The 24455-nt window shown below is 64.7% G+C and carries 20 protein-coding genes; 17 read left to right on the plus strand and 3 right to left on the minus strand.

Translation table 11 applies throughout. From position 1 onward, the window contains the following. The first annotated feature begins 24 nt into the window (after window positions 1-24). The 4 genes from sufC (at window position 25) to HUT07_RS14305 (ending at window position 3743) form a co-directional block, all read left to right on the plus strand. Window positions 25-789: a Fe-S cluster assembly ATPase SufC gene (sufC, locus tag HUT07_RS14290; protein WP_176021488.1), complete on the plus strand. Its 765-nt coding sequence runs from the start codon at window positions 25-27 to the stop codon at window positions 787-789. Continuing rightward, window positions 789-2051, plus strand: a complete 1263-nt coding sequence (gene sufD / locus HUT07_RS14295) for a Fe-S cluster assembly protein SufD (protein ID WP_176021489.1) — start codon at window positions 789-791, stop codon at window positions 2049-2051. The genes sufC and sufD overlap by 1 nt, the downstream gene beginning before the upstream one ends. Then, complete coding sequence (locus tag HUT07_RS14300) at window positions 2048-3304, plus strand: cysteine desulfurase (RefSeq protein WP_176021490.1); 1257 nt, start codon at window positions 2048-2050, stop codon at window positions 3302-3304. Before sufD ends, HUT07_RS14300 begins: the two co-directional genes overlap by 4 nt. A 190-nt stretch (window positions 3305-3494) precedes the next feature. After that, the gene (locus HUT07_RS14305) at window positions 3495-3743 is read left to right on the plus strand and encodes a hypothetical protein (RefSeq protein ID WP_176021491.1); all 249 of its coding nucleotides are present in this window, start codon (window positions 3495-3497) and stop codon (window positions 3741-3743) included. Between the two features lie 251 nt (window positions 3744-3994). Here the strand turns inward: HUT07_RS14305 and HUT07_RS14310 are convergent, their stop codons facing one another. Genes HUT07_RS14310 through HUT07_RS14320 form a run of 3 tightly spaced genes read right to left on the minus strand, consistent with a single transcriptional unit; the run spans window position 3995 to window position 10637 of the window. Beyond that, on the minus strand, window positions 3995-4336 hold the full coding sequence (locus HUT07_RS14310) for a hypothetical protein (RefSeq protein ID WP_176021492.1): 342 nt from the start codon (window positions 4334-4336) through the stop codon (window positions 3995-3997). Between the two features lie 22 nt (window positions 4337-4358). Then, complete coding sequence (locus HUT07_RS14315) at window positions 4359-5315, minus strand: RHS repeat-associated core domain-containing protein (protein ID WP_176021493.1); 957 nt, start codon at window positions 5313-5315, stop codon at window positions 4359-4361. A 3-nt stretch (window positions 5316-5318) separates the two neighbouring features. Continuing rightward, a complete protein-coding gene (locus HUT07_RS14320; RefSeq protein WP_176021494.1) occupies window positions 5319-10637 on the minus strand; it encodes an RHS repeat domain-containing protein in 5319 nt (1772 codons plus the stop codon). A 241-nt stretch (window positions 10638-10878) separates the two neighbouring features. On the opposite strand from HUT07_RS14320, the gene HUT07_RS14325 reads away from it, so the two are divergent. The 13 genes from HUT07_RS14325 (at window position 10879) to HUT07_RS14385 (ending at window position 24318) form a co-directional block, all read left to right on the plus strand. Beyond that, window positions 10879-11418: a GNAT family N-acetyltransferase gene (locus HUT07_RS14325; protein WP_176021495.1), complete on the plus strand. Its 540-nt coding sequence runs from the start codon at window positions 10879-10881 to the stop codon at window positions 11416-11418. Continuing rightward, window positions 11415-11747 carry a non-heme iron oxygenase ferredoxin subunit gene (locus HUT07_RS14330; protein ID WP_033830543.1) on the plus strand — a complete coding sequence of 111 codons (333 nt, stop codon included), beginning with the start codon at window positions 11415-11417 and terminating at the stop codon, window positions 11745-11747. The genes HUT07_RS14325 and HUT07_RS14330 overlap by 4 nt, the downstream gene beginning before the upstream one ends. A 162-nt stretch (window positions 11748-11909) precedes the next feature. Then, window positions 11910-12314 carry a hypothetical protein gene (locus HUT07_RS14335; RefSeq protein WP_176021496.1) on the plus strand — a complete coding sequence of 135 codons (405 nt, stop codon included), beginning with the start codon at window positions 11910-11912 and terminating at the stop codon, window positions 12312-12314. Window positions 12315-12468: 154 nt separating this feature from the next. Then, window positions 12469-14751 (plus strand): TonB-dependent siderophore receptor, encoded by a 2283-nt coding sequence (locus HUT07_RS14340; protein ID WP_176021497.1) that lies wholly within the window; start codon window positions 12469-12471, stop codon window positions 14749-14751. Window positions 14752-14821: 70 nt separating this feature from the next. Further along, entirely contained in the window at window positions 14822-15541 is a 720-nt protein-coding gene (locus HUT07_RS14345; protein ID WP_176021498.1) for a tetratricopeptide repeat protein, read from the plus strand. A 10-nt stretch (window positions 15542-15551) separates the two neighbouring features. Next, window positions 15552-16229: a Fe2+-dependent dioxygenase gene (locus HUT07_RS14350; protein WP_176021499.1), complete on the plus strand. Its 678-nt coding sequence runs from the start codon at window positions 15552-15554 to the stop codon at window positions 16227-16229. 172 nt (window positions 16230-16401) lie between these two features. Further along, complete coding sequence (locus HUT07_RS14355) at window positions 16402-16797, plus strand: hypothetical protein (protein ID WP_176021500.1); 396 nt, start codon at window positions 16402-16404, stop codon at window positions 16795-16797. A gap of 148 nt (window positions 16798-16945) precedes the next feature. After that, a complete protein-coding gene (locus HUT07_RS14360; protein WP_176021501.1) occupies window positions 16946-19366 on the plus strand; it encodes a TonB-dependent receptor in 2421 nt (806 codons plus the stop codon). 247 nt (window positions 19367-19613) lie between these two features. After that, a complete protein-coding gene (locus HUT07_RS14365) occupies window positions 19614-20252 on the plus strand; it encodes a PepSY-associated TM helix domain-containing protein (RefSeq protein ID WP_176021502.1) in 639 nt (212 codons plus the stop codon). Between the two features lie 40 nt (window positions 20253-20292). Beyond that, entirely contained in the window at window positions 20293-20811 is a 519-nt protein-coding gene (locus tag HUT07_RS14370; RefSeq protein ID WP_032975835.1) for a DUF2271 domain-containing protein, read from the plus strand. Window positions 20812-20886: 75 nt separating this feature from the next. Beyond that, entirely contained in the window at window positions 20887-21690 is an 804-nt protein-coding gene (locus tag HUT07_RS14375) for a DUF4198 domain-containing protein (protein ID WP_025873992.1), read from the plus strand. A gap of 55 nt (window positions 21691-21745) precedes the next feature. Then, entirely contained in the window at window positions 21746-22717 is a 972-nt protein-coding gene (locus HUT07_RS14380) for an FAD:protein FMN transferase (protein WP_176021503.1), read from the plus strand. Beyond that, the gene (locus HUT07_RS14385; RefSeq protein ID WP_176021504.1) at window positions 22714-24318 is read left to right on the plus strand and encodes a sulfite reductase subunit alpha; all 1605 of its coding nucleotides are present in this window, start codon (window positions 22714-22716) and stop codon (window positions 24316-24318) included. Before HUT07_RS14380 ends, HUT07_RS14385 begins: the two co-directional genes overlap by 4 nt. The last annotated feature ends 137 nt before the right edge of the window (window positions 24319-24455 follow it).

Raw genomic sequence — 24455 nt, forward strand, 5'->3', positions numbered from 1 at the left:
CCATTCGACAAGACGACCATTCCAATGCTGAAGATCGACAACCTCCACGCCCGCATCGGCGACAAGGAAATCCTCAAGGGCCTGTCGCTGGAAGTGAAGCCCGGCCAAGTGCACGCCATCATGGGCCCCAACGGCGCCGGCAAGTCCACCCTGGGCAATGTCCTGGCCGGTCGTGACGGCTATGAAGTGACCGAAGGCAGCGTGCAGTTCGAAGGCGTCGACCTGCTCGACCAGGACCCGGAAGCGCGCGCCGCCGCCGGCCTGTTCCTGGCGTTCCAGTACCCGGTGGAAATCCCGGGCGTGAACAACACCTACTTCCTGCGCGCCGCGCTCAACGCCCAGCGCAAGGCGCGCGGCGAGGAAGAACTCGATTCCATGCAGTTCCTCAAGCTGGTGCGGCAGAAGCTGGCCGTGCTGCACCTGAAGGACGAACTGCTGCACCGTGGCGTCAACGAAGGCTTCTCCGGTGGCGAGAAGAAGCGCAACGAGATCTTCCAGCTGGCCGTGCTTGAGCCGAAGCTGGCGATCCTGGACGAAACCGATTCGGGCCTGGACATCGATGCGCTGAAGAGCGTGGCCGACGGCGTCAACGCGCTGCGCAGCGCCGACCGCTCGTTCCTGGTCATCACCCACTACCAGCGCCTGCTCGACTACATCAAGCCGGACGTGGTGCACGTGCTCGCCGATGGCCGCATCGTCAAGAGCGGTGGCCCGGAACTGGCGCTGGAACTGGAAGCGCACGGCTATGACTTCCTGAAGGATCGGGTCGTGCGCGAGGCGGCGGTCTGATGAGCGCCCTGCTCGACTCCATGGCCCAGGCCTTCTGCGGCAGCGATGCGCGCCGCGAAGTGCTCGACAGCGTGCTGCGCGACGGTCTGCCCGGCGCACGCAGCGAAACCTGGAAGTACACCTCGCTGCGCCAGCTGGAGCGCCGCAGCTTCGCGGCCGCGCCGTTGGCGCCGGCGCTGCTGGATGCCGCCGTGCTGGAGGACATCCCGGCGCCGCGCCTGGTGTTCGTCAATGGCCGCCTCAACGACGCGCTGAGCGACGTGCAGGGTCTGCCGGCCGGCGTGCAGCTGGAAACGCTGTCTTCGGCACTGGCCGCTGGCGAGGACGCCGTGCGCTTCCTCGGCCGCCGTTACGAGCGCAGCGATGAAGTATTCGCCCGCCTCAACGCCGCCCTCGCCGATGAAGGCGTGGTGCTGCGCGTGGACGACGGCGTGCAGGTCGAGGTGCCGCTGCAGCTGGTGTTCGCCAGCGTCGCCGGCGACACCGACCTGGCCTGGCACCATCGCCACCTGATCGAACTGCGTGCCGGCGCCAGCCTGGGCGTGGTCGAGCACCGCTTCAGCGTCGGTGATTCCGCACATCTGGACAACACCGTGCTGCACGCCCACGTCGCCCGCGACGCTGTGCTCAAGCATGCCCGCGTGCAAGCCGGCAGCGCGCGCCAGACCAGCTTCCTGCGCACCGACGCGGTGCTGGCCAAGGACGCGCAGTACCACCGCGTGGACCTGGAACTGGGCGCCGCGCTCAGCCGCCACGAACTGAACGTGCGCCTGGAAGGTGACAACGCCCAGCTGACCGCCAATGGCGTGCTGCTCGGCAACGGCCGCCGTCACGTCGACACCCGCCTGGGCATCGACCACATCGCACGTGATACGAGCTGTGAACTGCTGTGGCGCGGCGTTGCCGCCAACCGCAGCCGCGTGGTGTTCCATGGCGGCATCCAGATCCGTGCCGGCGCCGATGGCACCGACGCCAACCTGTCCAACAAGAACCTGCTGCTGTCGGCCGACGCCGAGATCGACACCCAGCCGACGCTGGTGATCGACGCCGACGAAGTGAAGGCCGCACACGGTGCCACCGTCGGCCAGCTCGACGCCAACGCGCTGTTCTACCTGCGCTCGCGCGGCCTGCCGCAGGCCCAGGCGCAGGCGCTGCTGAGCGCCGCGTTCTGCCACGAACCGCTGAAGGTGCTGCCCGAAGCGCTGCGCGAGCAGCTGGCACGCCGGCTGGACAAGGCCCTGGCCGAGGCGGGCGTGGCATGAACCTGTCCACCCCGCGACCGATCGAAGCACCCGCCGACGCCCCCGACTGGGCGCGCGTACGCCTGGACTTCCCGCTGCTGATGCGCGAAGTGCACGGCAAGCCGCTGGTCTATTTCGACAACGCCAACACCGGCCAGAAGCCGGTGCAGGTGATCGGCGCGGTGGACGAGTTCTACCGTCGCTACAACGCCAACGTCAGCCGTGCCGTGCACGCGCTGGGTACCGAGGCCACCGACGCCTACGAAGGCGCACGCAACAAGCTGGCCCGTTTCCTCAACGTGCGCAGCAATGATCTGGTGCTGTGCAGCGGCACCACCTTCGCGATCAATCTCGTTGCCTACTCCTGGGCCCTGCCCCGGCTGAAGGCTGGCGACGTGATCTTGGTGTCGCGCATGGAGCACCACGCCAACATCGTGCCGTGGCAGCTGGTTGCCCAGCGCACCGGCGCGACCATCCGCGTGGCCGAGATCACCCCCGACGGCGCGCTGGACCTGGACGCGCTGCGCGCGGCGATGACCCCCGAGGTCAAGCTGCTGGCCGTGGCCCACGTCTCCAATGTACTCGGCACCATCAACCCGGTGCGCGAGATCTGCCGCGAAGCCCGCAAGCGCGGCATCGTCACCGTGGTCGACGGCTCGCAGGCCGCACCGCACCGCAAGGTCGACGTCACCGCGATCGGCTGCGACTTCTACGCCATCACCGGCCACAAGATGTGCGGCCCGACCGGTACCGGCGCGCTGTGGGCGCGCCGCGAACATCTGGACGCGATGCCGCCGTTCCTCGGCGGCGGCGAAATGATCAAGGAAGTCAGCTTCGACGGCACCGTGTTCAACGATGCCCCGCACAAGTTTGAGGCCGGCACCCCCAACATCGCCGGTTTCATCGGCCTGGGCGTGGCGGCGGACTATCTGCAGAACGTAGGCCTGGACCACGTGGAAGCGCGCGAAGCCGAGCTGCTGGCGCACTTCACCGAAGAGCTGCGCCGGGTCGATGGCCTGCGCATCATCGGCGAGGCGCCGGAAAAGGCAGCGGTGGTGTCGTTCCTGATCGACGGCGCCCACGCGCATGACCTGGCCACGCTGCTGGATCTGGAGGGCGTGGCCGTGCGTTCGGGCCAGCACTGCGCGCACCCGCTGCTGCAGTACTACCGCGTGGCGGCGACCTGCCGTGCGTCGTTGGCGTTCTACAACACGCATGAAGAGATCGAGCGGTTCATGACGGCGTTGACGAAGGTGCGGAAGCTGCTGGGGTGAGGGTTCGCCAGAATCAGGGAAGTACGAAAACGCCGCAGGGAACTGTGGCGTTTTTTTATTGCGCGCTGGACGCAAGCAAGCAGAGGCGTGACAGGAAACGCCGAGTGATGCCAAGAACCGGCAATCTCACTGCAATGCCGATCCATCCATCACCAACGGCCTTGGCACCGTCTTCTACATGCCGACAAACATGGATACCCCGGAGGCAATCAAGAAGATGTACATCATCGCAACACCCCCTCAACACCAACACCCACCGTTCACCCTGATGGGACGTCTGCCCTTTGGAAATAAGGGCAAGCACTGCAACACCGCGCAAGCAGCTAAGCCACCAATCAACCTTGGTGATTCCGACTGCAACGAGCACTTCCAGCCGCTCACGCTCGATTTTCAGCAACACCCTATGAGCCGCAAATATGTTTACCCATATGGCACCTAGAGTGATGGAAGCCCAAATGAGGGGCTTTCAACAAGGATTTTCATCACCCCTCACCTTTGCACTGCACCATAAAACTCGTCAATCAAGCAGCCAGCGAAACACCTTATACGCTACACGAATTGGAATTCCAAAGAATACACAGTGAGAGCAGCCATTTACGCCCCCAAAGAATGACCGATGCGGCGCTACAAATTTCTAGCAAAAGACATCCCACCCATTACAATCACCCCAATCATTTCGCCCCCCCCGAATCAACGCAAAACTTCTCTAACACGGCAAACTCCTCCACCCACATCCGCCTCAACCTTGACATAGAGATTGTTCGTAAAATACACATCCCCACGACAAACAAAATCCTTACCATTTTCGACATACAATACAAGGAGAGAAGAATCCATAACAACTTTAGGATTAACTTTCCTGCTCTCACCCACAGAAATAGACCCAACCTCAATCGTGCCGCCACCAACCTCCAACTTGACATTATAAACCGCCACACCCCCAGCATTTCTCACAATAATCTCGGGGTCCGAGAACCAGCCACAACCCTGCACCCCAGAAATCGCCAGGAAAATCAAACAAAATTTGATCAAGCCGCTCGACCTAATTGATTGTCTAGCGCCCGATATACACATCAAGCTCATCATTTCTTGCAGCCTCCGAACAAAGAGAAGAACAAGCCCCCGGCCTTGTGGAAAATTCCCTACCAATCGCATTGTTATTGAGGTCCATCTGCCTGCCTCCCGGAGGATCCGCACCCCAAATTTCGTGATTATCCCCAATCAACTTTGCATTCCCGGCACCTATATCCCTCGCCATCTGGCAACTCCAGGTACAGTGTCGCATTGCATCACCTCGTCCATGAGACAATCCGGGCAGCCCGCTCAATCTCGCAAATTCTTTGGCCTCTTCCGCCGCATTGCGTGCCCTCACAGCGTCGACAATCCCTACCAGTTTGATGGCACTACGCGCCTCACTACCCCGACGCTCCCCACCACCCGCCTTTACGACTTCGTCTGAGATAGTCTGGTTGGCAGAACTGGCGGGGCGCCCCCCTTCATCCTTGTTATCCAAAGGACTTCGAAATGAAGTCCGCAGAATTGACAGTCGAGCACCGGCAAACCCTTGCCCCCCACGAATATGAGAACCGGTCACCTTTTCTGACCTTCCATCCGGGTCCGTATATCTGTAGGGATTACTGGCAGCGTATTTGTAGCGATTAAAGAATCCAACCGGATCGCCTATCGCAGTCACTGGGTCGGCAGACAATAACCTCGCAACTTCCGGATCATAGTACCGCTGCTGCATATAACTCAGCCCGGTCCCAGAGTCCGTCACATGCCCCGTGTACCCAGGACCATCCTTCAGCGGCCGATTGACCACTGCCCCGTACGGTTCATACACCGTGCGCTCGATGACATTGCCGCTGGCATCGGTGATCGCCACCGGTGAGCCCAGGGCGTCGGTGTGGATGTATTCCACTACTTCCTGGGCCGCAGCCGGTGCAGCACCGGCCATCGTCGCCACCACAAGAAGCGCTGCGCGAATCAGTAGAGAAGTGATTCCATTCATGTCTCAATCCCAGTTCAGTACGCCTTGCGTGACGGGATGGTCGGCTGACCACGGCGAACAACCGCCTGCATTGCAGGCGCGCACGCGATAGTCACCGGCGCAGTACGCACCACCACTTGCGCTTACATAGGCTTTGGGTCCGGTGTACAAGCGCTTGCCGCCGCCGCCACTTTCGAGCTGGAATTCCGTGGCATCGGCTACTTGACTCCAGCCCACCGAGCACTGCACCTGATAGGGCGGCTTGCGGGTTGTAAGCCACTCAGCAAGGTAGAAATACGGCGTCGCCGGTGGCAACGCGACGACAACCGTCACGATTCCCGAATAAGGACTGCACCCCACGAAATTGCAAGCACGCACACGATAGGCATAGCTTCCCTTGCCACGACTGGCACCGAAACTGTTCGCACCGCCGTTATGCACCAGCGTCCATCCACCGCCGTTTGCACTTTCCTCCAGCAGGAAGCTCTCACTATTTGCAGGCACTGACCAGCTGAAGCTGTACTGCGGCACGTTCACCAACCCCGGAGCGCTGATCACCGGCTCGATCGTCGGCGCACCGATCACGGCAACCGTTGCAGATCCTGACCACGGCCCGCATCCAGCGCCATTGCAGGCGGCGACGCGGTAGGCATAACTCCCCACACCACGTGCGGGCGTTGCAAAGGACACCACATGTGCATCCACCAGCGTCACCCAACCACCACCGTTGGTGCTTTCCTGCAACGTGTAGCGGTCGGCCCCGCCAATCCCGTTCCAGCCGATGCCAATGCTGCCGGGCGCGGAACGGGCCGGCGCTGATACTCCCGGAGCACTGGCAGGCGGGTAGACCACTGCCACCGCAGCGCTGCTGCTGTAGCTGGTACACCCCACCGGATTACACGCACGGACACGATAGTTGAAGGTGCCTGCCGGTTTGCCGCTGAACCCCTTGGATTGACCCGCCGCATTGTGAACCTGGCTCCAGGCACCACCATCGGCACTCTCCTCCAGTTCAAAGCGCTCCGCGCCGGCAGAGGCCGACCAGCTGATGCTGTAGCCGCCATTGAAGGCAGTTGCCGGTACGGTCAGCGCCGGAACCGTGGCCGGCGGAAGTTCGACGGCAACCGACGCAGTATTGCTCCAGTCGCCACAGACCACGCGACAACCACGCACACGGAACTGATAGGTGCCGGTAACCAGATCGGCACTGGTGAACGCCTGCGCCGCACCATCGAAGATCGTGCTCCAGGTTCCCGCCTGGGCACGCTGCAGTTCATAGCGGTTGGCGCCACCGGCAGGACTCCACGTCAGGTTGACGCTGCCCTGGGTGATATAGCCTGGGGCGCTCAGCGCTGGAATACTGGGGGCAGCCTCACCGTGCACCTGCGCCACCAGACTGCCGGACAGGTACAGATAGTCCGTCTGCTTTCCCGTGCGCTCATTGCGCTGGAACCGCAGCACGCCGCCATTGTCATAGAACGAGTAGATCGCGCCCGCGTCACTGTTCCAGGCCTTTACCCGGCGCCCATGCGCGTCATACAGATAGGCTTCCGTCGTCCCCACGGTACGCAGGCGGTTGCCGTAGTCGAAACCAAACGCCTGACCATTTCGGATGGAAAGATTGCCCTGCACGTCATAGCCGAGACCGACAACGGTCGCGCTGCTGCCGGTATCGACGACGTTGACCAGACGATTGGTCGGATCGAAATAATGCGTGCGGTCCCGACTGCCGACTTTGGCCCGGCGCAGGTTGTCCAGTGCGTCGTACTCATACAGCGCATTGCCAAAGCCCGGCGCGGTAACCGAGCGCAGCCGATCCAGCCCGTCATAGGCCATGTCACGATTGCCAGGCGCACCCGGCAAACCATCGGAGATGGCCATCACGTTGCCACCCGCATCGTAGTCGTAGCTGTCGTCCAGCACTGCGGCCGCAGCGGTGGCGTCGCGACTTCGGTCAGGAAGGCCGCGTGCATTCTGGGTCAATGTATGGACAACGCCGTTCCCATAGACGAAGCGTGCCAGCGCACCGTTGGCAAAATAGCTGGCCTCCTTCGCATAGCCGCCTACCGATGTAGCGCGGCCGAGCGCATCCGGGGCATAGCTGGCGATGCGCCCGCCCGGGTACGTGTTGCTGGCCAGCATGCCATTGCCGTCGTAACCATAGGCGAATTTCAGCGTCCCCAGGTCCAGATGCTGCAGCGTCTCGCTGCTGAGCAGGCGGCGACGGTTGTACTGATAACTATTGATGACCGGCGGACGCCCGGTATCGTTCTGGGTACTGATTTCTGCGGGCAGGCCGTCCGGTGTATACGACCAGGCCTGGTTACCGCGGCTATCGGGGAAGGTCAGCGCCTTCAGGCGGTTGGCGGCGTCATAGCTGCGCTGCACCGCGCGCCCACTGGCCAGTGCTTCGCTGCGGTTGCAGTCGGCGGCACTGGTCAGGCCCGTGCCGGCCGCCGACCAAAGGACATTGCCAGCGGCATCGTAGTCCTGCACCGTCGCCCCGGTTTCCGGCTCGATGGTCTTGCAGAGCTGCTGGTAGGCGTCATAGACATAACGGCGAGTCAACGCCTGGCTGCCATCGGCGCTGCGACGGGTGATCGCCAGCGGTTTGCCGAGAACGTCGCGCTGGATCTCGGTCACTACCCCTTCCGGATGCTGCAGCGTCAGCGGCATCTCATAGGACGGCTGGTCATAGGCCAGGTGCCGCGTTGTGGTGGACTGGCCTCGCGGATTGGTCACCTTCACCGACAGGTTGCCCACGAACTCGGTGCGGGTTACCAATGCACCCAGTTCGGACGACTGGCTGACCACGACCGGTCGGCCCAGCGCATCGTACTGCGTGGTGGTGCCGCCAAACGACGCATTGATGTCGGAAAGCTGGCGAACCGGATAGGACGCGAACACCGTCTTGCCGCTGGTGTCATAACGGGTCACGACTGCGCTATCGAGAACGTTGTCTGCATTTTCAGTGACCAGCACCGGGCGGAACATGGCGTCCAGGTAGGTATCGGTCCGTCTCCCGCCGTGGATTCGTGAATGCTTCCAGGCGCCGGCCGGTACGCCGAACTGCGCTCCGCCCAACCGCTGCAGATCCATGGTCACCGCATTCCAACTCACGGTGTCGCCACCGGGGAACTGCTGGCTGCGTAGGCGCCCCATGCTGTCGTAGCTGAAGCTGGTGGTCGCACCGATTTCGTCGGTCAACGAGGTGATCCACCCGTTGTCGTCCACCACAACGGTGCGCGTCGCTCCATTTGGAGATTCAGCCGTGGCTGGCATCCGCAACTGCTGCGGCACACCGCGCTTCCAACCGGAGAGATGGCTGGTGTTGCCACGGCCGTCGGCGACGGACGCCACCGTACCGTCTGCCGCGTAGGTCACCTGCTGTGCCAACCGCCCGAAGGCATAGGCGCGCAGCGGCAACGCATTGGTCGTGTCGAACTCGCTACGTGACTGCTCGACACCATTGACTACGCTGCGCGCTGATTGGCCATTCACCCAAAGCGCAGCGTTGTCGTAGTAACTGGTTGTGCTGGTGCGGCTCTGTCCGGTGGAATTTCCTTCGACGACGGTGACTTCGCGCGCAAATGCATCAAAGGCCTGCACGGAGCGGGTGAACTGCACGCCATCCTGATCCACCACAGTGGACTGTACAGGCCGGTTGTAGTGTGCTTTGAGATCGTTCGCACCGTACTTGAAGTCCTTGCCGGCCTCCTTCGGGAATGGCGCCGAGTCCAGCTGGGCATCCGGGTAGTAGTTGTTGCGATCAACGCGCACGACGGAGCCGCCCGAACGCGTCGTGGTCGACAGGAGAAGACCGTCGTTGTACGCCACCTCCTTGCCGAACTCATACACACGCACAACACCGTCAGGCAGCGTTTCGGTGGTGATCTTCGGTTCGGCCTGGCCCGGAGGAATATCCGGACCGCCCAGATCCTTCGCGTAGGCACCATTGAGATTGGTGTACTGGTAGGTCCACTGCGCTGTGGGCATGCCCGGGCCACTGATGGTCTTGGCCACCAGCGATTGCGCGTCACGATAGATAGGCGTGTAGTTCCAGCCCTCGGCAATGAGGTGATTGTCGCCGGAAGTCTGGCAATCAAGCTTGACGTTCTTGCGCCCATGGCGGAATGGCCGGAACAGGAACGACCCCAATGCGCCCGACGGATGCTGGACCGTCGCGGTGATTTCGGTGGGCACGATTTTGTTCATGCGCGAACACGTCGCCGGGTACTCCAGATATTCCCATATGTTCTGACCCGTGTACTCGGCGTACTTGTGTGTGACCCACAGTGGCGGCAGGTTGTAGACCCACTGGGTCCCGTCGGGGAGTGTCACGGTGCGCAGAATGTTCGCCTCGGTATAACCGTAGGTCCATGTCCGACCTGCCGCAGTGGCCGAAGCAATCAACCCGTTCGCGGTGTAGGCCAGGCTGATCTCGCGTCCGTCGCTGGCGACCATGCGCTGCAGCCTATCGCCGCTCCACTCATAGCGCACCCAATTGCCAAAGCGATCGACGATCTGCGAGGGGTACAGGAATACCCGTTTGCGATTCAGCATCGCGTTGCTTTCCGGGCCATACGGCTGCAGGGTGGCTTCGGTGTTGTAGCGGGCCACCATCCAATCGAAGTAGTACTTTGTTCCATCTGGTGCATGGCCAAGGAATCCCTCACCCGGCTGACCGCTCTTCAGTGCGGTCAAGCAACTGAAGGTCCATCCACCTTTCGTGTTCCAAGGCGCCGGTTGACCAAACTGCGGCTGCGGCTGGCGGGCATCGCCACTGCCGCCCAGCATCGGCTCACCACCGCCACCCGGCAGGGAGAGGCGTACGCCATCCCAGAACGTATGCGTGTTGAAGTTGACGATCTGGGTGTGTCGGCGATTCCACACATCCAGCGCCGGTGGCGCACCCACCGTCGAACAGCGCGCTGCCGGCGCCCAATAGCCGGCAGCAGCAGTTTCCGGCAGATCACCATAGACGCCGGACAACGATGGGATGTCCAGGCCCCAATCAGAGAACGGGCTCTCGCTGCTGCCGTCACCATCGCTGTAACTGCGGCTCAGCGTCATCGGCAAGCTGCCATTGCCCGGGATCGAAATATCCGTCGCCTTGAAGCTGATCGAACCGTCATACAGGTTGACCTGCTCACCAAAGATCTCGCCCTTCAAAGGCTCGACCAGGTCGCCATACTTCAAGCGCTTGTCGTACTCCTCGCGCCAGGTCGGAACGATCTGGGCGGAGGCGGTGACCGGTGCCAATACGCAGAAGGCCAGCGTTGTCAGAAGCAGGCCCTTGATGGCGCTTGCAGCGCGCGGATGAGGAATGAGCCGTGACTGCATGAAGATCCTCCCTGGATCGACCTTCCTTGAGAGCCCCGCCCACATCGCGCCACTGTCGATGCTCAGATCGGACGGTGCCCACTCCGGCAAACAACCACACGCTTGAACACGGTGGGTGGGCATTGGCTCACTTATGAATGCAAAATGAAGAACGTGTCAACAGGTCGTATACGACAAATTCGGCAAAGCCAATCAAATCAACGGCCTCCCCGCCCACCCGCGCCCCACCTAAAATGCCCCCATGAGCACCCTGACCTTCCGCGCCGCCACGCCGGCCGACATCCCCGCCCTGATCACCCTGGTCACCTCGGCCTACCGTGGCGACGCCAGCCGCGTTGGCTGGACCACCGAAGCCGACCTGCTGGACGGCGCCCGCATCGATGCCGAAGGCATCCAGGGCGACCTGGACCGCCCGCGCTCGACCATCCTGCTGGCCGAACGCGACGGCCAACTGGTGGCTTGCGCCCACGTCGCCGATGTCGACGGCAAGGGCTACTTCGGCATGTTCTCGGTCGACCCGGCCCAGCAGGGCGGTGGCGTCGGCAAGCAGCTGATGGACGCCGCCGAAGCCCATGCCGCGCGCGAATGGAACGTGCCGGTAATGCAGATGACGGTGATCGACGTGCGCGACGAACTGATCGCCTTCTACGAGCGCCGCGGCTATCAGCGCACCGGCATCAAGAAGCCGTTCCCGTATGGCGACGAACGCTTCGGCATCCCCAAGCGCGACGACCTGCGCTTCGAGATCCTGGAAAAGCCGCTGGCCGGAGCCACCGCGTGAGCGAGGCCTGGACCTTTGTCTGCGCCGGCGCCGAACTGCTGCCGGGCGAAATGAAGAGCGTGTTCGACGAAGTGACCGGTACGCCGATCGTGGTGTTCAACCTCGACGGCGAACTATATGCCTTGGAAGACCAGTGCACGCATGAAGAGTTCGAGCTGTCCTCGGGCGAGTTCAACACCACCGAAGGCAGCGTGGAGTGCGTGCTGCACGGCGCGCGCTTCGACGTGCGGGACGGCCGCGCCCTGTGTGCGCCGGCCTACACGGCGGTGCCGAAGTTTCCGGTGAAGCGCGAGCACGACGCCATCTGGACCCGCGACGACCGCGATTGAGGCCAAGGGCATCCACCCATGGGGTGGATCCACTGGAACGGCCTGAGGGGCCTGCCAAGGGCCTTTCGGGACCGCCCGGGCGACCTGCCGCACCCCGTACATGCGAATCATTATCGTTGATGTTATCCTACGTAACATCTTCGTAATGCCCCCGCCTGCGCCATGGCTTCGTCCGCGCCCACCGCCATGCTGTGCCAGCTCGCCCGTCAGGGGTGGCAGCTGCTCGTGGCCGCGCTGCTGACGCTGCTGCTGGGCTGGTCGGCGCTGCATGAAGGACGCGGTGGCCACGCCGCCAACGCAGGCTGGCAAGCGCTTCTGCACGATATCGAGCAGGTCGCTCCGCTACCGGCGCCTTCCGGCGACGAATGCCCGCACCACGCCGCCCCCGCCCCGGAACCTCCGGTGGATGGTGAAGGCGGTACGCCCTGCGCCGGCTCTACGCCGCCGCGTGCTGCGCTGGTGGCCCACATCCCGTTGTGGCACTCCGATGCCCTGCGCTGGCAGCTGCACGACCCCTCGCTGCGCCTGAATCCCGGCCACGCACCTCCGGCACCGCACGCCATCTGAGGCGCCCTGCGGCCGTTGCCGCGCGCCTGATTGCGTTTCCGGCCAGCCGAGCATGGCTCGGCTCCATAGAACCCACCTCCTGCCTGTCGCCGCGCGCCCAGTCGCGCTGGCCGGCCCTCGCTCATTCCCTATCCAAGCCACCGCCAACCTGCCCATGACCCACATCAAGACCCGCAAGTACGCACCTCGCGTTTCCGTACTGGCCACCGCCACCCTGGCCGCCGGCTTCGCGCCGCTGGCCGCACAGGCGGCCGACGACGCCGGAGCCAGCAAGGCCACCGAACTGGACAAGGTCCAGGTGCGTGGCAGCTGGTTCAACCCGTCCTCGCCGAAGTTCACCGCTGCCCTGCTGGACACCCCGAAGTCGGTCTCGATCGTCTCGGAGAAGCTGATCGCCGAAACCGGCGCGACCAACCTGCAGGATGCGCTGCGCATGGTGCCGGGCATCACCTTCGGTGCCGGCGAAGGCGGCAACCCGACCGGCGACCGCCCGTTCATCCGTGGCTTCGACTCGCAGAGCAACATGTTCGTCGATGGCCTGCGCGACGTCGGTTCGCAGACCCGCGAAGTGTTCGACCTGGAGCAGGTGGAAGTGGTCAAGGGCCCGAGCTCGGCCTACGGCGGCCGTGACTCCGGTGGCGGCAGCCTCAACCTGGTCAGCAAGACCCCGAAGCTGAAGAACGAGACCACGGCCAGCATGGGCATCGGTACCGACAGCTACGCGCGCGGCACCGTGGACGCCAACTACGTGCTGGGCGATGGCATCGCCGCACGCCTGAACCTGATGAAGCACGAGTCGGACATCGCCGGCCGCGACGCTGCCAATGTCAGCCGCTGGGGCATCGCGCCGTCGATCGCGTTCGGCCTGAACGGCCCGGCGCAGCTGATCGCCAGCCACTACCACATGCAGAGCGATGACCTGCCGGATGCCGGCGGCTTCCCGTATGGCAACCCGAACGGCGCACCGGTATCGAAGTGGGTCGACGGGCGCCCGATGGTGCCCGACCGCAACAACTACTACGGTCTGGTGGACCGCGATTTCCAGCGCACCCGCGCCGACATCAGCACCCTGGACGGCAGCTACGACTTCGGCAGCCACAAGCTGCGCAACATCGCGCGCCTGGGCAACACCAGCAACGATTACCTGTGGACCCAGCCGGACGACAGCCAGGGCAACCCGAACAACTACGGCACCTTGTGGCGCCGTACCAACAGCCGCGCCGTCGACGTCAAGAGCTTCGCTGACCAGCTGAGCCTGACCGGTGCGTTCCAGACCGGCGCGCTGAAGCACAGCTACAGCGCCGGCGTGGAATACAGCGACGAGAAGATGACCCGTGGCAGTTACCTGATGACCCCGGGCACCAACAACCCGCTGACCAACAGCAGCAAGTGCCCGACCATCGGCGCTGCTACCGGCTACAACTGCACCAGCTTCGACAATCCGAACCCGAACGATCCGTGGGCGGCGACCCATGCGGTGTACCGCAGCGACAAGGCACTGGACGTCGAGCAGCGCACCAAGACCACGTCTGCTTATCTGTTCGATACCATCGAACTCAATGCGCAGTGGAGTTTCAACCTCGGCCTGCGCTACGACGACTTCTCCACCACCCTGACCACCCCGGTGGCCGGCAAGGCGCCGACCCGTGTGCGCAACGACAATGACTTCCTGAACTACCAGGCCGGCATCGTCTTCAAGCCTTCGGCCAACGGCAGCATCTACCTGTCCTACGGCACCTCCTCGACCCCGCCAGGCATGGACGGTGGTGATGGCTCGGATGGCCTGAGCGCCGCAGTGGCCGACCTCAAGCCGCAGGAAACCAAGAACCTTGAGCTGGGCACCAAGTGGGACCTGTTCGACAACCGCCTGAACCTGACGGCTGCGATCTTCCACACCGTGATGGACAACGCGCGCGTGACCGTGGACAACGGCACCAGCCAGAACGCCGGCAAGAAGGAAATCAATGGCTTCGAGCTGGGCTTCACCGGCCAGCTGACCGATGCCTGGAGCCTGTACGGTGGCTACACCTACCTGGACTCGGAACTGAAGGACAACGGCTTCGTCTGCGCCGTGTCCGGCCGCACCTGCCCGTCCAATGTCTACGTGCCCTCGCCGTACAACGGCAACGTGTTCCCGAACACCGCCAAGCACAGCGCCACCCTGTGGACCACCTACCGCTTCCCGTTCGGCCTGACCGTCGGTGCCGGTGCCAACTACTCCGACAAGCAGTACGGTGATGTGGCCAACACCAAGTGGATCGCCAGCTACACCCGCTTCGATGCAATGGCCAGCTACGCGATCCAGGACAACATCAGCCTGCAGTTGAACGTGCAGAACCTGACCGACAAGACCTACTTCACCAAGGCCTACGCATCGCACTACGCGAGCATCGCCCCGGGTCGTTCGGCCACCCTGGCACTGAACATGAAGTTCTGATGTAACCCGCAGCACCCGCACGGCGGCAGGATCTCCTGCCGCCGTTTTTGTTTCCGGCGATACTCCGCGCATGGCATCCACTACCCCGTTTGATTCCGACGCTCTGGCAGACCTGCTGCTGCATGACCCGCAGGCCGCCTTCGCGCGCGTGCGCGATGCGGCACAGGCCGGACAGATCGAGGCGCAGCTGCTGCTGGCACAGATGCACATGGAAGGCAAAGGCACGCCGCAAGACGCTGCCGCTGCCCTGCTCTGGTACGAGACCGCAGCCAACAACGGCGCGCCGATGGCGATGAACATGCTTGGCCGCTGCCATGAGCTGGGCCAGGGCACGGTCGCCGACCCGACGTTGGCCGCGGTCTGGTACCGACGCGCGGCCGACACCGGGCTGGACTGGGGCCTGTACAACCTGGCCAACCTGCTGGCCACCGGCCGTGGCGTGCCGCAGGACCGTGCACAGGCACTGGCGCTGTACACCCGCGCGGCGCATCTGGGCCACGCCAAGTCGATGAACCTGTTGGCCCGGCATCTGGAAGATGGACTGGACACCGGACGCGATCCGCAGGCTGCGCTGGCCTGGTACCGGCGCGCAGCCGAGGCCGGCGATTTCCGCGGCCAGACCAACTACGCCTCGATCCTGCTGCAGGCCGGTGAGATCGAACAAGCCGTGCACTGGCTACGGCTGGCGCTGCAGCACGGTAGTCCCGCCTTCATGGCGCATATCGTGCCCGAGCTGGCCGCCTCACCCCACCCGCAGGTGCGCGCCCTGGTCGCACCGTCCGCTTGCTGAGGACTTCCGCATGCTGCTGCACATCCCCGACATCCTCAGCGCCGGACAGGTGGCTGATATCCGCCGCAGGCTCGATGCGGCCGACTGGACCGATGGCCGCGAGACCGTCGGCCACCTCGGCGCACAGGCCAAGCACAACCAGCAGCTGCCGGACGCCTCGCCCCTGCGCCGCGAACTGGGCGAAATCATTCTGGTGGCACTGGCACGGCATCCCTTGTTCTTCAGCGCCGCGCTGCCGTTGAAATACCTGCCACCACGCTTCAACCGCTACAGCGGCGGCGGCACCTACGGGTTCCACGTCGATGGCGCGGTGATGAGCCTGGCCAACGGCGAACAGCTGCGCTCGGACATTTCCTGCACGCTGTTCCTGTCCGATCCGGACGAGTACGACGGCGGCGAGCTGATCATCAGCGACACCTACGGCGAGCACGAAGTGAAGCTGCCGGCCGGCGATCTGATCGTGTATCCCTCCAGCAGCCTGCACAAGGTCAATCCAGTCACCCGCGGCGCGCGCGTGGCCTCGTTTTTCTGGGTGCAGAGCATGATCCGCGACGATGTGCAGCGGCGCCTGCTGTGGGAGATGGATACCTCCATCGAGCGCCTGCGGCAGACCAATGGCGATGCCGATGCGGTGCTGCAGCTGACCGGCGTGTACCACAACCTGCTGCGACGCTGGAGCGAGGTCTGAGCGGATCAGGCCCTTCCTGCGACATTTTGGCAATCATTCTCATTTGCAACGGCTAACGGGTCTCATTACAATCACGCCCCGTTGACGCCGGATGTTCCGGCCAGCCAGGGATTTCCGCTTGCGTCGCCCGTTCCGTCCCCGCCCGCTTCGGCTTGTACAGCTCGGCACCGCCATGCGCGGCCGTCGGCCTGCGCTGGCCAGCCTGCTGGCGTGGGTGGCGATGTTGACGCTGTTGCTGGGCACCCTGCCGTTGCTGCCGGTGGCCCATGCTGCAGCTCCCCAGGCGCTGCAACAGCCGCTGGAAGAGCGTGGCGGCGAAGGCCCCCTGCAGGAAGAAGCGCCGGCCAAGCTGCGGCGCTGCGCCTCGGCACCCGCCAGGTCCACCGACAAGCCGGCCCCGCCGCTGCTGCTGGCCAGCCAATGGCTGCGCACTGAACTTGATCTGGTTCCCTCCGCGTCGGCTCTGTCCGGCGTGCGTCCGCACTGGCCATTGGCCGCCCCGGACATGCCCTGGACCGATGCGCCCGGGCGTCGCCAGCAACGCGGCCAGGCGCCGCCGCTCGCCTGATCCACGGCACGCCGTGACCGCCTGCGCGGTTGCACCGGCTCGCCACAGCCTGCTTCACCTCTGCCGCCCCTGACCGGGCTTTCCCTGCCCTGCCGTGCGCGCTCCGCGCCCGGCATCGCGCTGCCTTACATCCTTCGAGGTATCTGCCATGGCCCAGCGCCATCGTGTCCGTTCGTCCCTGTCCCGCCATCTGTTGACCAGCGCCGTGCTGGCCGCCGTCACGGCTCCCGCCTACGCCAGTGGTGCCGCCAGTGGCGCGCCGCAGACGCTGGACAAGGTGGTGGTCACCGCCTCCGGCTTTGAACAGAAAGTGGTCGATGCGCCGGCCAGCATCAGCGTGGTCAGCCGCGAAGAGCTGAGCAAGCGCCCCTATACCAGCCTGGTCGACGCCCTGCGCGACGTGGAAGGCATCGACGTCGGCCTGGAAGCCACCGACAAGAACGGCCGCGCCACCATCTCCATGCGCGGCCTGCCGTCCGAATACACCCTGGTGCTGATCGACGGTCGCCGCCAGAGCAACGCCGGCCAGCTGTATCCGAACAACTTCGGCGGTGGCCAGTTCGCCTACCTGCCGCCGCTGGATGCGATCGAACGCATCGAAGTGGTGCGTGGCCCGATGTCCACGCTGTACGGCTCGGATGCAATGGGCGGTGTCATCAACATCATCACCCGCCGCAACCAGGACAGCTGGCACGGCGCGGTTACCCAGGGCTTCACCGTGCAGCAGGACGACCAGTTCGGCGATGCGCGCAGCACCGACCTGTACCTGAGCGGCCCGCTGGTCAAGGATCGCCTCGGCTTGGCCGTGCGCGGCAGCTACTACGATGCCAAGGCATCCAATCCCGAATGGGACGCACTGACCCTGCCCGACGGCACGCTGTGGGAGCGCAGCATTGGTTTCGGTGGCGGCGGCAAGTCGGTGGCCAACACCAACTGGAACACCGGCATGCGCCTGAACTTCCATGTCAACGACGACCACGAACTGTGGCTGGACTACGACGTCTCGCGCCAGAAGTACGACAACAGCGAGGGCCAGACCGGCACGCTCGACAGCCTGGCCAGCCTGTGGCGCGTGGGCAACGCGGTGATCCCGAACCCGAATGGCAACGGCACCGTCACCCGCCGCGTGGTGCAGCCGCGCGTGGGCTACACCGCCTACCAGCGCTACGAGCGCGACCAGCTCTCGCTGACCCATCAGGGCCGCTACAGCTTCGGTACCTGGCAGACCTCGCTGACCCACAGCAAGAGCAGCAACCTCGGCCGCTCGCTGCCGCTGACCCTGGACGAGCGCGCTGGCCTGCAGACCCTGTGGAACGACGTCTGCCGCCGCACCGGTGCCGCCAACAACTGTGCCGCCGGCCGCAACAACGCCCTGGGTGCGCTCAACGCCAGCGAACAGGCGCGCCTGCAGGCGTTCCTGCCGCGTCCGCTGCGCACCATGGAGCTGGAAGGCTACGTACTGGACACGATGCTCGACCTGGACTTCGGCGCGCACAAGCTGACCGTGGGTGGCCAGTACAACGACACCGACATGGTGGACGGCGTGTTCGGCATGGACGGTGCCGGCTACCGCAGCAACACCAAGCAGAAGCACCGCATGTGGGCGCTGTTCGCCGAGGACAACTGGTCGCTGACCGACACCCTGACCGCCACCTTCGGCCTGCGCTACGACGACCACAACATCTTCGGCAGCCATGTCAGCCCGCGCGGCTACCTGGTCTGGAACGCCACCGACGCGTGGACCTTCAAGGGTGGCGTCAGCACCGGCTACAAGACCCCGCGTCCGGACCAGTTGTTTCCCGGCATCACCGGCTTTGGTGGCCAGGGCGTGCTGCCGCTGGTGGGTTCGCCGAACCTGAAGCCGGAAACCAGCACCAACTACGAGCTGGCCGCGTACTACGAGGGCCAGCGCTGGGGCTTCAACGTCACCGGTTTCATCAACAAGTTCGAAGACAAGATCGCCAGCGGCGGCACGTTCCCCAACTGTGAGGTTGCACCAGCCGGCAGTGGTTACTGCGTGGACATCGGCCCGGGCTGGGCGTCGCTGGGCTACAGCACGTTCACCCAGAGCGTGAACATCGACAAGGCCGAAACCCGCGGCGCGGAACTGGCCGGCCACGTCGACCTGCTGGACAACCTGCAGCTGCGTGGCAATTACACCTGGACCAAGAGCGAGCAGACCGCCGGCTCCGGCAAGGGCCTGCCGATCACCGGCACCATGCCGGCCAAGCACATGGCCAACGCCAGCCTCAACTGGCAGCTCAACGATGCCATCAGCCTGTCGCTGATCGGCGAAGGCCGCTACGACCGCTACCGCGACACGATCCTCGATGCCGCCGGTGCCAGCCACACCCGCTACTACGAGGACTACACCATCTTCCACCTCGGTGGCAGCTGGAAGGCTACGCAGTGGCTGACCGTCAACGCGCGGGTGAACAACCTGTTCGACAAGAACTTCGTCTCGCAGTCGTGCCTGCTGACCAGCCCCAGCGAATACAACTGCGTGGACGATTACGCCACCAAGGACCAGCGCCGCAGCTATTGGATCTCGCTCAACGCGAAGTTCTGATCGCCGCTCTGGTGGGTGCCGACCTTGGTCGGCACCGTTTCATCCACGCGTGGCGTGGATCTACTGCCCGTAGCGACCTTGGTCGGCACCGTTTCATCCACGCATGGCGTGGATCTACCGGTCAGCGGTAGTGATAGTGCCGGCCGCTGGCCGGCAGCCCCCCTTCAGGGATACACAACGACATCTAATTGCGAGCAATTCTCATCAATGATGTAATGACCAGTATTCATCCGTCCCGAACCGTGCCGTGAGCCGTCCCGCATCTTCCACCGTGCAGCAGCAACAGAGCCGCGGCTTCTGGCTGCGTACCCTGCACCAGTGGCACTGGATCAGCTCGGCGGTCTGCCTGATCGGCATGCTGCTGTTCGCGGTCACCGGCCTGACCCTCAACCACGCCGCGAAGATCGAGGCCAAGCCGCAGGTGCAGAACCAGCACCTGGAACTACCGGCCGGGCTGCTCGGCCAACTGGGCACGCGCGAGGACGGCAACGCGCCGATCCCGCGCCCTGCCCGGCAATGGCTGGATGAGCAGCTGGGCATTTCCATCGGCGGCCGACCCGCCGAATGGTCAGCCGAGGAAATCTATCTGTCGCTGCCACGCCCCGGCGGCGACGCCTGGTTGAGCATCGACCGCGAAACCGGCGCGGTGGAGTACGAATCGACCTCACGCGGCGCGGTGTCCTACCTCAACGACCTGCACAAGGGCCGCAATGCCGGACCCGCGTGGGGCTGGTTCCTGGACGTGTTCGCCGTCGCCTGCCTGGTGTTCTGCATCACCGGCCTGTTCCTGCTGCACCTGCATGCGCGGCAGCGACGCATGACCTGGCCGCTGGTCGGCCTGGGCCTGATGATCCCGCTGCTGATCGCCCTGCTGCTGATCCACTGACATTCACCGTGATTTCCATCCGTTTCTCCGGAGCCGCCCCATGCGCGTCACCCTGACCATCGCCCTCAGCGGCCTGCTGGCCACCTCGCCGGCCTACGCCACCACCCTCGACATCAACGTCGAAGTGCCCAAGCTCAACGTGGCCGAATACCACCGCCCGTATGTGGCGGTGTGGCTGGAAGGTGCCGACCAGAAGGTCGCCGCCAACCTGTCGGTCTGGTACCAGCAGACCAGCAACAGCGAAGGCCATGGCACCAAATGGCTGCCCGACCTGCGCCAGTGGTGGCGCAAGAGTGGCCGCACCCTGCAGGTACCGGTGGATGGCGTGACCGGCCCGACCCGCCCTGCCGGCAAGCACGCACTGTCGTTCAACGACAAGCAGCCGGCGCTGAAGCAGCTGGCCCCGGGCAACTACACCCTGGTGGTGGAAGCGGTGCGCGAAGTGGGCGGCCGTGAACTGCTGAAGATTCCCTTCACCTGGCCGGCCACCGCTGCACAGAACGGCCGCGCGCAGGGCGCCACCGAGCTGGGCCAGGTCACCCTCGCCGTCAAACCCTGAGAGGGGACGGAGGGGATCAAGTCGTAATCCCCTTGCCCTTGTCGCATCACCCCGCATTCCACTGGAGTCTTCCGCATGAAGCGCACGCTCGTCCTCGCCGCCGCTCTGGCCGCTGCCCTTCCCTTCTCTGCCCTGGCCCACAAGGCCTGGCTGCTGCCCTCGCAGACCGTGATCGCCGGCAACGCGCCGTGGATCACCGTCGATGGTGCGGTCTCCAATGACCTGTTCTATTTCAACCATGTGCCGCTGCGCCTGGAATCGGTGGTAATCACTGCCCCGGACGGCAGCACCGTGCAGGCGCAGAACGCGGCCACCGGCAAGTACCGCAGCGTGTTCGACGTCGAGCTGAAGCAGCAGGGCACCTACCGCATCGCCTCGGTCAACGACGGCCTGTCCGCCACCTATGAACTGAATGGCGAGCGCAAGCGCTGGCGCGGCACCGCCGCTACCTTCGGCGAACTGCCCAAGGATGCCAAGAAGCTGGAAGTGAGCCAGTCAGTCGGCCGCGTGGAGACCTTCGTCACCAACGGCGCGCCGAACGACACCGCGCTGAAGCCGACCAACCGCGGCATCGAACTGGTGGCCGTCGGCCACCCGAACGACCTGTTCGCCGGCGAGGAAGCGACCTTCCGCGTACTGGTCGACGGCAAGCCGACCGCGGGCCTGGAGTTCGAGATCGTGCGCGGCGGTACCCGCTACCGCAACGCGCAGGACGAGCAGAAACTGACCAGCGACGCCAAGGGCGAGATCAAGGTGACCTGGCCGGAAGCCGGCATGTACTGGCTGGAAACCGGCACCGAGGACAAGAAGACCTCGGTCAAGCAGGCTGCCAAGCGCCGCCTCAGCTACGTCGCCACGCTGGAAGTGCTGCCGCAGTAAACGCATCGCTGCGATATCCGGCGCGCCCGGGTATCGCAGCCTGCAACGCATAGCCATGACCTCTACCGCACTCGACATCGCCCGGCTGGGTGGCACCACCATGGGTACCACCTGGAGCGTGTCACTGGTGGCACCGCGCCAGCGCGACCTTCATCCGCTGCATGCTGGCATCCAGGCACGCCTGGATGAAGTGGTCGCACAGATGAGCACGTGGGAAGCGGGCTCCGACCTGAGCCGCTACAACCGCGCCGATGCAGGGCGCTACTACCTGCTGCCTGCCGAAACACGCCATGTGTTGGCCTGTGCGCAGGCCATCGCGACAACCAGTGGCGGTGCCTTCGACCCGACCATCGGCCCATTGGTGGCGCTGTGGGGCTTCGGTGCGCATGCCGGCGAACGGCGTGCACCTGACGCCACCACGCTGCAGGCTACCCGTGCACGCTGTGGCTGGCAGCGCCTGCACTGGCGGGACGATGCACTGCTGCAGCCGGGTGGCCTGGAGCTGGATCTCTCGGCGATCGCCAAGGGCTTCGGTGTCGACCACGTCGCCGCGTGGCTGCGCGAGCAGGGTGTCGACGCCGCACTGATTGAAGTTGGTGGAGAACTGGCGGGCTTTGGGCGCAAGCCCGACGGCCAACCGTGGCGTGTGCTGGTGGAGTCGGCGCCGGAAGAAGATACCCACACCACTACGCCACCGCGTGTTCTGGCGCTGGAAGGAAAGGCCGTGGCCACCTCCGGTGATCGCTGGCACCACTATCAGGACGATGGCGTGGCCTACAGTCACAGCCTCGATCCGCGCAGCGGCACGCCCGTGCGTCAGGTCGCAGCCGCCGTCACCGTGGTCGCCGACGATGCGATGCACGCTGATGCCTGGGCCACTGCACTGACCGTGCTTGGCCGCGACGCGGGCATCGCGCTGGCAGAGCGCGAAGGTCTGGCCGCGCGCTACCTGGAACGCGCGGTCGATGGCCCGCGCGAAACCCTCAGCAGCGCTTTCCGACTGCTGCTGGATGAGCAGGCCGCATGAGCACGCGTTTCTCGCGCGCAACCGTTGGCAACGTCGTAGTGCTGTCCCTGCTGGCGGTGATCGGCGGGGCGCTGCTGCGCCTGCACCTGGGCGAAGCGTGGTGGCAGGGTGCGCCGCCGTCACGGCAATGGGGCATCGCACTGGCCGCCACCGCGCTGTATCTGCTGGCATGTGGCCTGTTGTGGTGGCGCAGCCGTCCGTGCGATGACACGATCGAAGGCGAAAGCCAACCCATGCTGCTGGTCTGGTCCAGCCAGACAGGCTTCGCCCGCGAACTGGCCGAGCGCAGTGCGCAGGCCCTGCGCTCAGCCGGCCTGCCGGTGCGCCTGCGCGGCCTACACGAGGTGGATGCCACCGTGCTGGCGGGCAGCGCGCGTGCATTGTTCATCGTCAGCACCACCGGCGAAGGCGATGCACCCGACCACGCCTTGCCCTTCCTGCGCCGGGTGATGACAACGCCGCCGCCCCTGGGCCACCTGCAATATGGCGTCCTGGCACTGGGTGATCGCAGCTACGGCCATTTCTGTGCATTCGGCCACCAGCTGCACGACTGGCTGCGCCAGCACGGCGCGCATCCGCTGTTCGATGCCATTGAAGTCGACAACGCTGATCCAGCCGCCCTGCGCCACTGGCAGCAGCTGCTCGGCCAGCTTGGCGGCGGCGCCAGCGAACTGCCCGACTGGACACCGGCCGAGTACCAGCCGTGGACACTGCAGCAGCGCACCCACCTCAACCCCGGCAGCGTCGGTGGTCCTGTCTACTGGCTGCGCCTGCAGCCACCGTCCGACAGCAGCACGCACTGGCAGGCGGGCGACATCGCCGAGATCGGTCCGCAGCACGCCGAGCAGAGCACGCGCGACTGGCTGCGGGCGCAGGGCTTCGATGCGGACACCGTGTTGGACGACGGGAGTACCCTGCTCGCCCGCGTCGCCCGCTCGCACCTGCCGTCCTTGGTTGCAGCGGGCGATCTGCCTGGATTGTTGGCGGCACTGCAGCCACTGCCGCATCGCGAATACTCCATCGCCTCGGTGATGGACGACGGCGCGGTGGAACTGCTGCTGCGCCGCCAGCTGCGTGCCGATGGCACACCGGGCGTCGGCAGTGGCTGGCTGTGCGACCACGCGAGCATCGGCCAGCCGGTGCAGATGCGCCTGCGCCGCAACGAGAATTTCCACGGTGTCGCCGCCGATGTACCGCTGCTGCTGATCGGCAACGGTACCGGTATCGCCGGCCTGCGTGCACACCTGCACGAGCGCGCTCGGGTTGGCGGCAGTCGCACCTGGCTGTTGTTCGGCGAACGCTCGGCCGCGCATGATTTCCACTTCGGCGATGAACTGCAGGCGATGTTCGTCAACGGCACGCTGACCCGGCTGGATACGGTATTCAGCCGTGATGACGGTGCACATCGCTATGTGCAGGATCGCCTGCAGGCCGAAGCGTCCACGCTACGGCAGTGGGTCGATGAAGGCGCGACGATCCTGGTCTGCGGCAGCCTGCAGGGCATGGCGCCGGCAGTGGATGCGGTGATCGAACAGGTGCTCGGTGCCGACGGCAAGGAAGCGCTGCTGCTGGCCGGTCGCTACCGGCGCGACGTGTATTGAGCGAACCGTCTCCTGGTGGGTGCGCACCGACTTCTGGTGGGTGCGCACCTTGGTTCGCACCATGCTACGGGATCGGCCACTGCATCCACGCATGGCGTGGATCTACTGAACGGCTCCATGCCGCGGTATCGGTCACG

Source organism: Stenotrophomonas sp. NA06056 (assembly GCF_013364355.1).
GTDB lineage: Bacteria > Pseudomonadota > Gammaproteobacteria > Xanthomonadales > Xanthomonadaceae > Stenotrophomonas.

Bases quoted from the DNA above. Each gene is read 5' to 3' on its own strand.
- sufC (WP_176021488.1), top strand. From the start codon at position 25: ATGCTGAAGATCGACAACCTCCACGCCCGCATCGGCGACAAGGAAATC.
- sufD (WP_176021489.1), top strand. From the start codon at position 789: ATGAGCGCCCTGCTCGACTCCATGGCCCAGGCCTTCTGCGGCAGCGAT.
- HUT07_RS14300 (WP_176021490.1), top strand. From the start codon at position 2,048: ATGAACCTGTCCACCCCGCGACCGATCGAAGCACCCGCCGACGCCCCC.
- HUT07_RS14305 (WP_176021491.1), top strand. From the start codon at position 3,495: ATGGATACCCCGGAGGCAATCAAGAAGATGTACATCATCGCAACACCC.
- HUT07_RS14315 (WP_176021493.1), bottom strand. From the start codon at position 5,315: ATGAATGGAATCACTTCTCTACTGATTCGCGCAGCGCTTCTTGTGGTG.
- HUT07_RS14320 (WP_176021494.1), bottom strand. From the start codon at position 10,637: ATGCAGTCACGGCTCATTCCTCATCCGCGCGCTGCAAGCGCCATCAAG.
- HUT07_RS14325 (WP_176021495.1), top strand. From the start codon at position 10,879: ATGAGCACCCTGACCTTCCGCGCCGCCACGCCGGCCGACATCCCCGCC.
- HUT07_RS14335 (WP_176021496.1), top strand. From the start codon at position 11,910: ATGGCTTCGTCCGCGCCCACCGCCATGCTGTGCCAGCTCGCCCGTCAG.
- HUT07_RS14340 (WP_176021497.1), top strand. From the start codon at position 12,469: ATGACCCACATCAAGACCCGCAAGTACGCACCTCGCGTTTCCGTACTG.
- HUT07_RS14345 (WP_176021498.1), top strand. From the start codon at position 14,822: ATGGCATCCACTACCCCGTTTGATTCCGACGCTCTGGCAGACCTGCTG.
- HUT07_RS14350 (WP_176021499.1), top strand. From the start codon at position 15,552: ATGCTGCTGCACATCCCCGACATCCTCAGCGCCGGACAGGTGGCTGAT.
- HUT07_RS14355 (WP_176021500.1), top strand. From the start codon at position 16,402: ATGCGCGGCCGTCGGCCTGCGCTGGCCAGCCTGCTGGCGTGGGTGGCG.
- HUT07_RS14360 (WP_176021501.1), top strand. From the start codon at position 16,946: ATGGCCCAGCGCCATCGTGTCCGTTCGTCCCTGTCCCGCCATCTGTTG.
- HUT07_RS14370 (WP_032975835.1), top strand. From the start codon at position 20,293: ATGCGCGTCACCCTGACCATCGCCCTCAGCGGCCTGCTGGCCACCTCG.
- HUT07_RS14375 (WP_025873992.1), top strand. From the start codon at position 20,887: ATGAAGCGCACGCTCGTCCTCGCCGCCGCTCTGGCCGCTGCCCTTCCC.
- HUT07_RS14380 (WP_176021503.1), top strand. From the start codon at position 21,746: ATGACCTCTACCGCACTCGACATCGCCCGGCTGGGTGGCACCACCATG.
- HUT07_RS14385 (WP_176021504.1), top strand. From the start codon at position 22,714: ATGAGCACGCGTTTCTCGCGCGCAACCGTTGGCAACGTCGTAGTGCTG.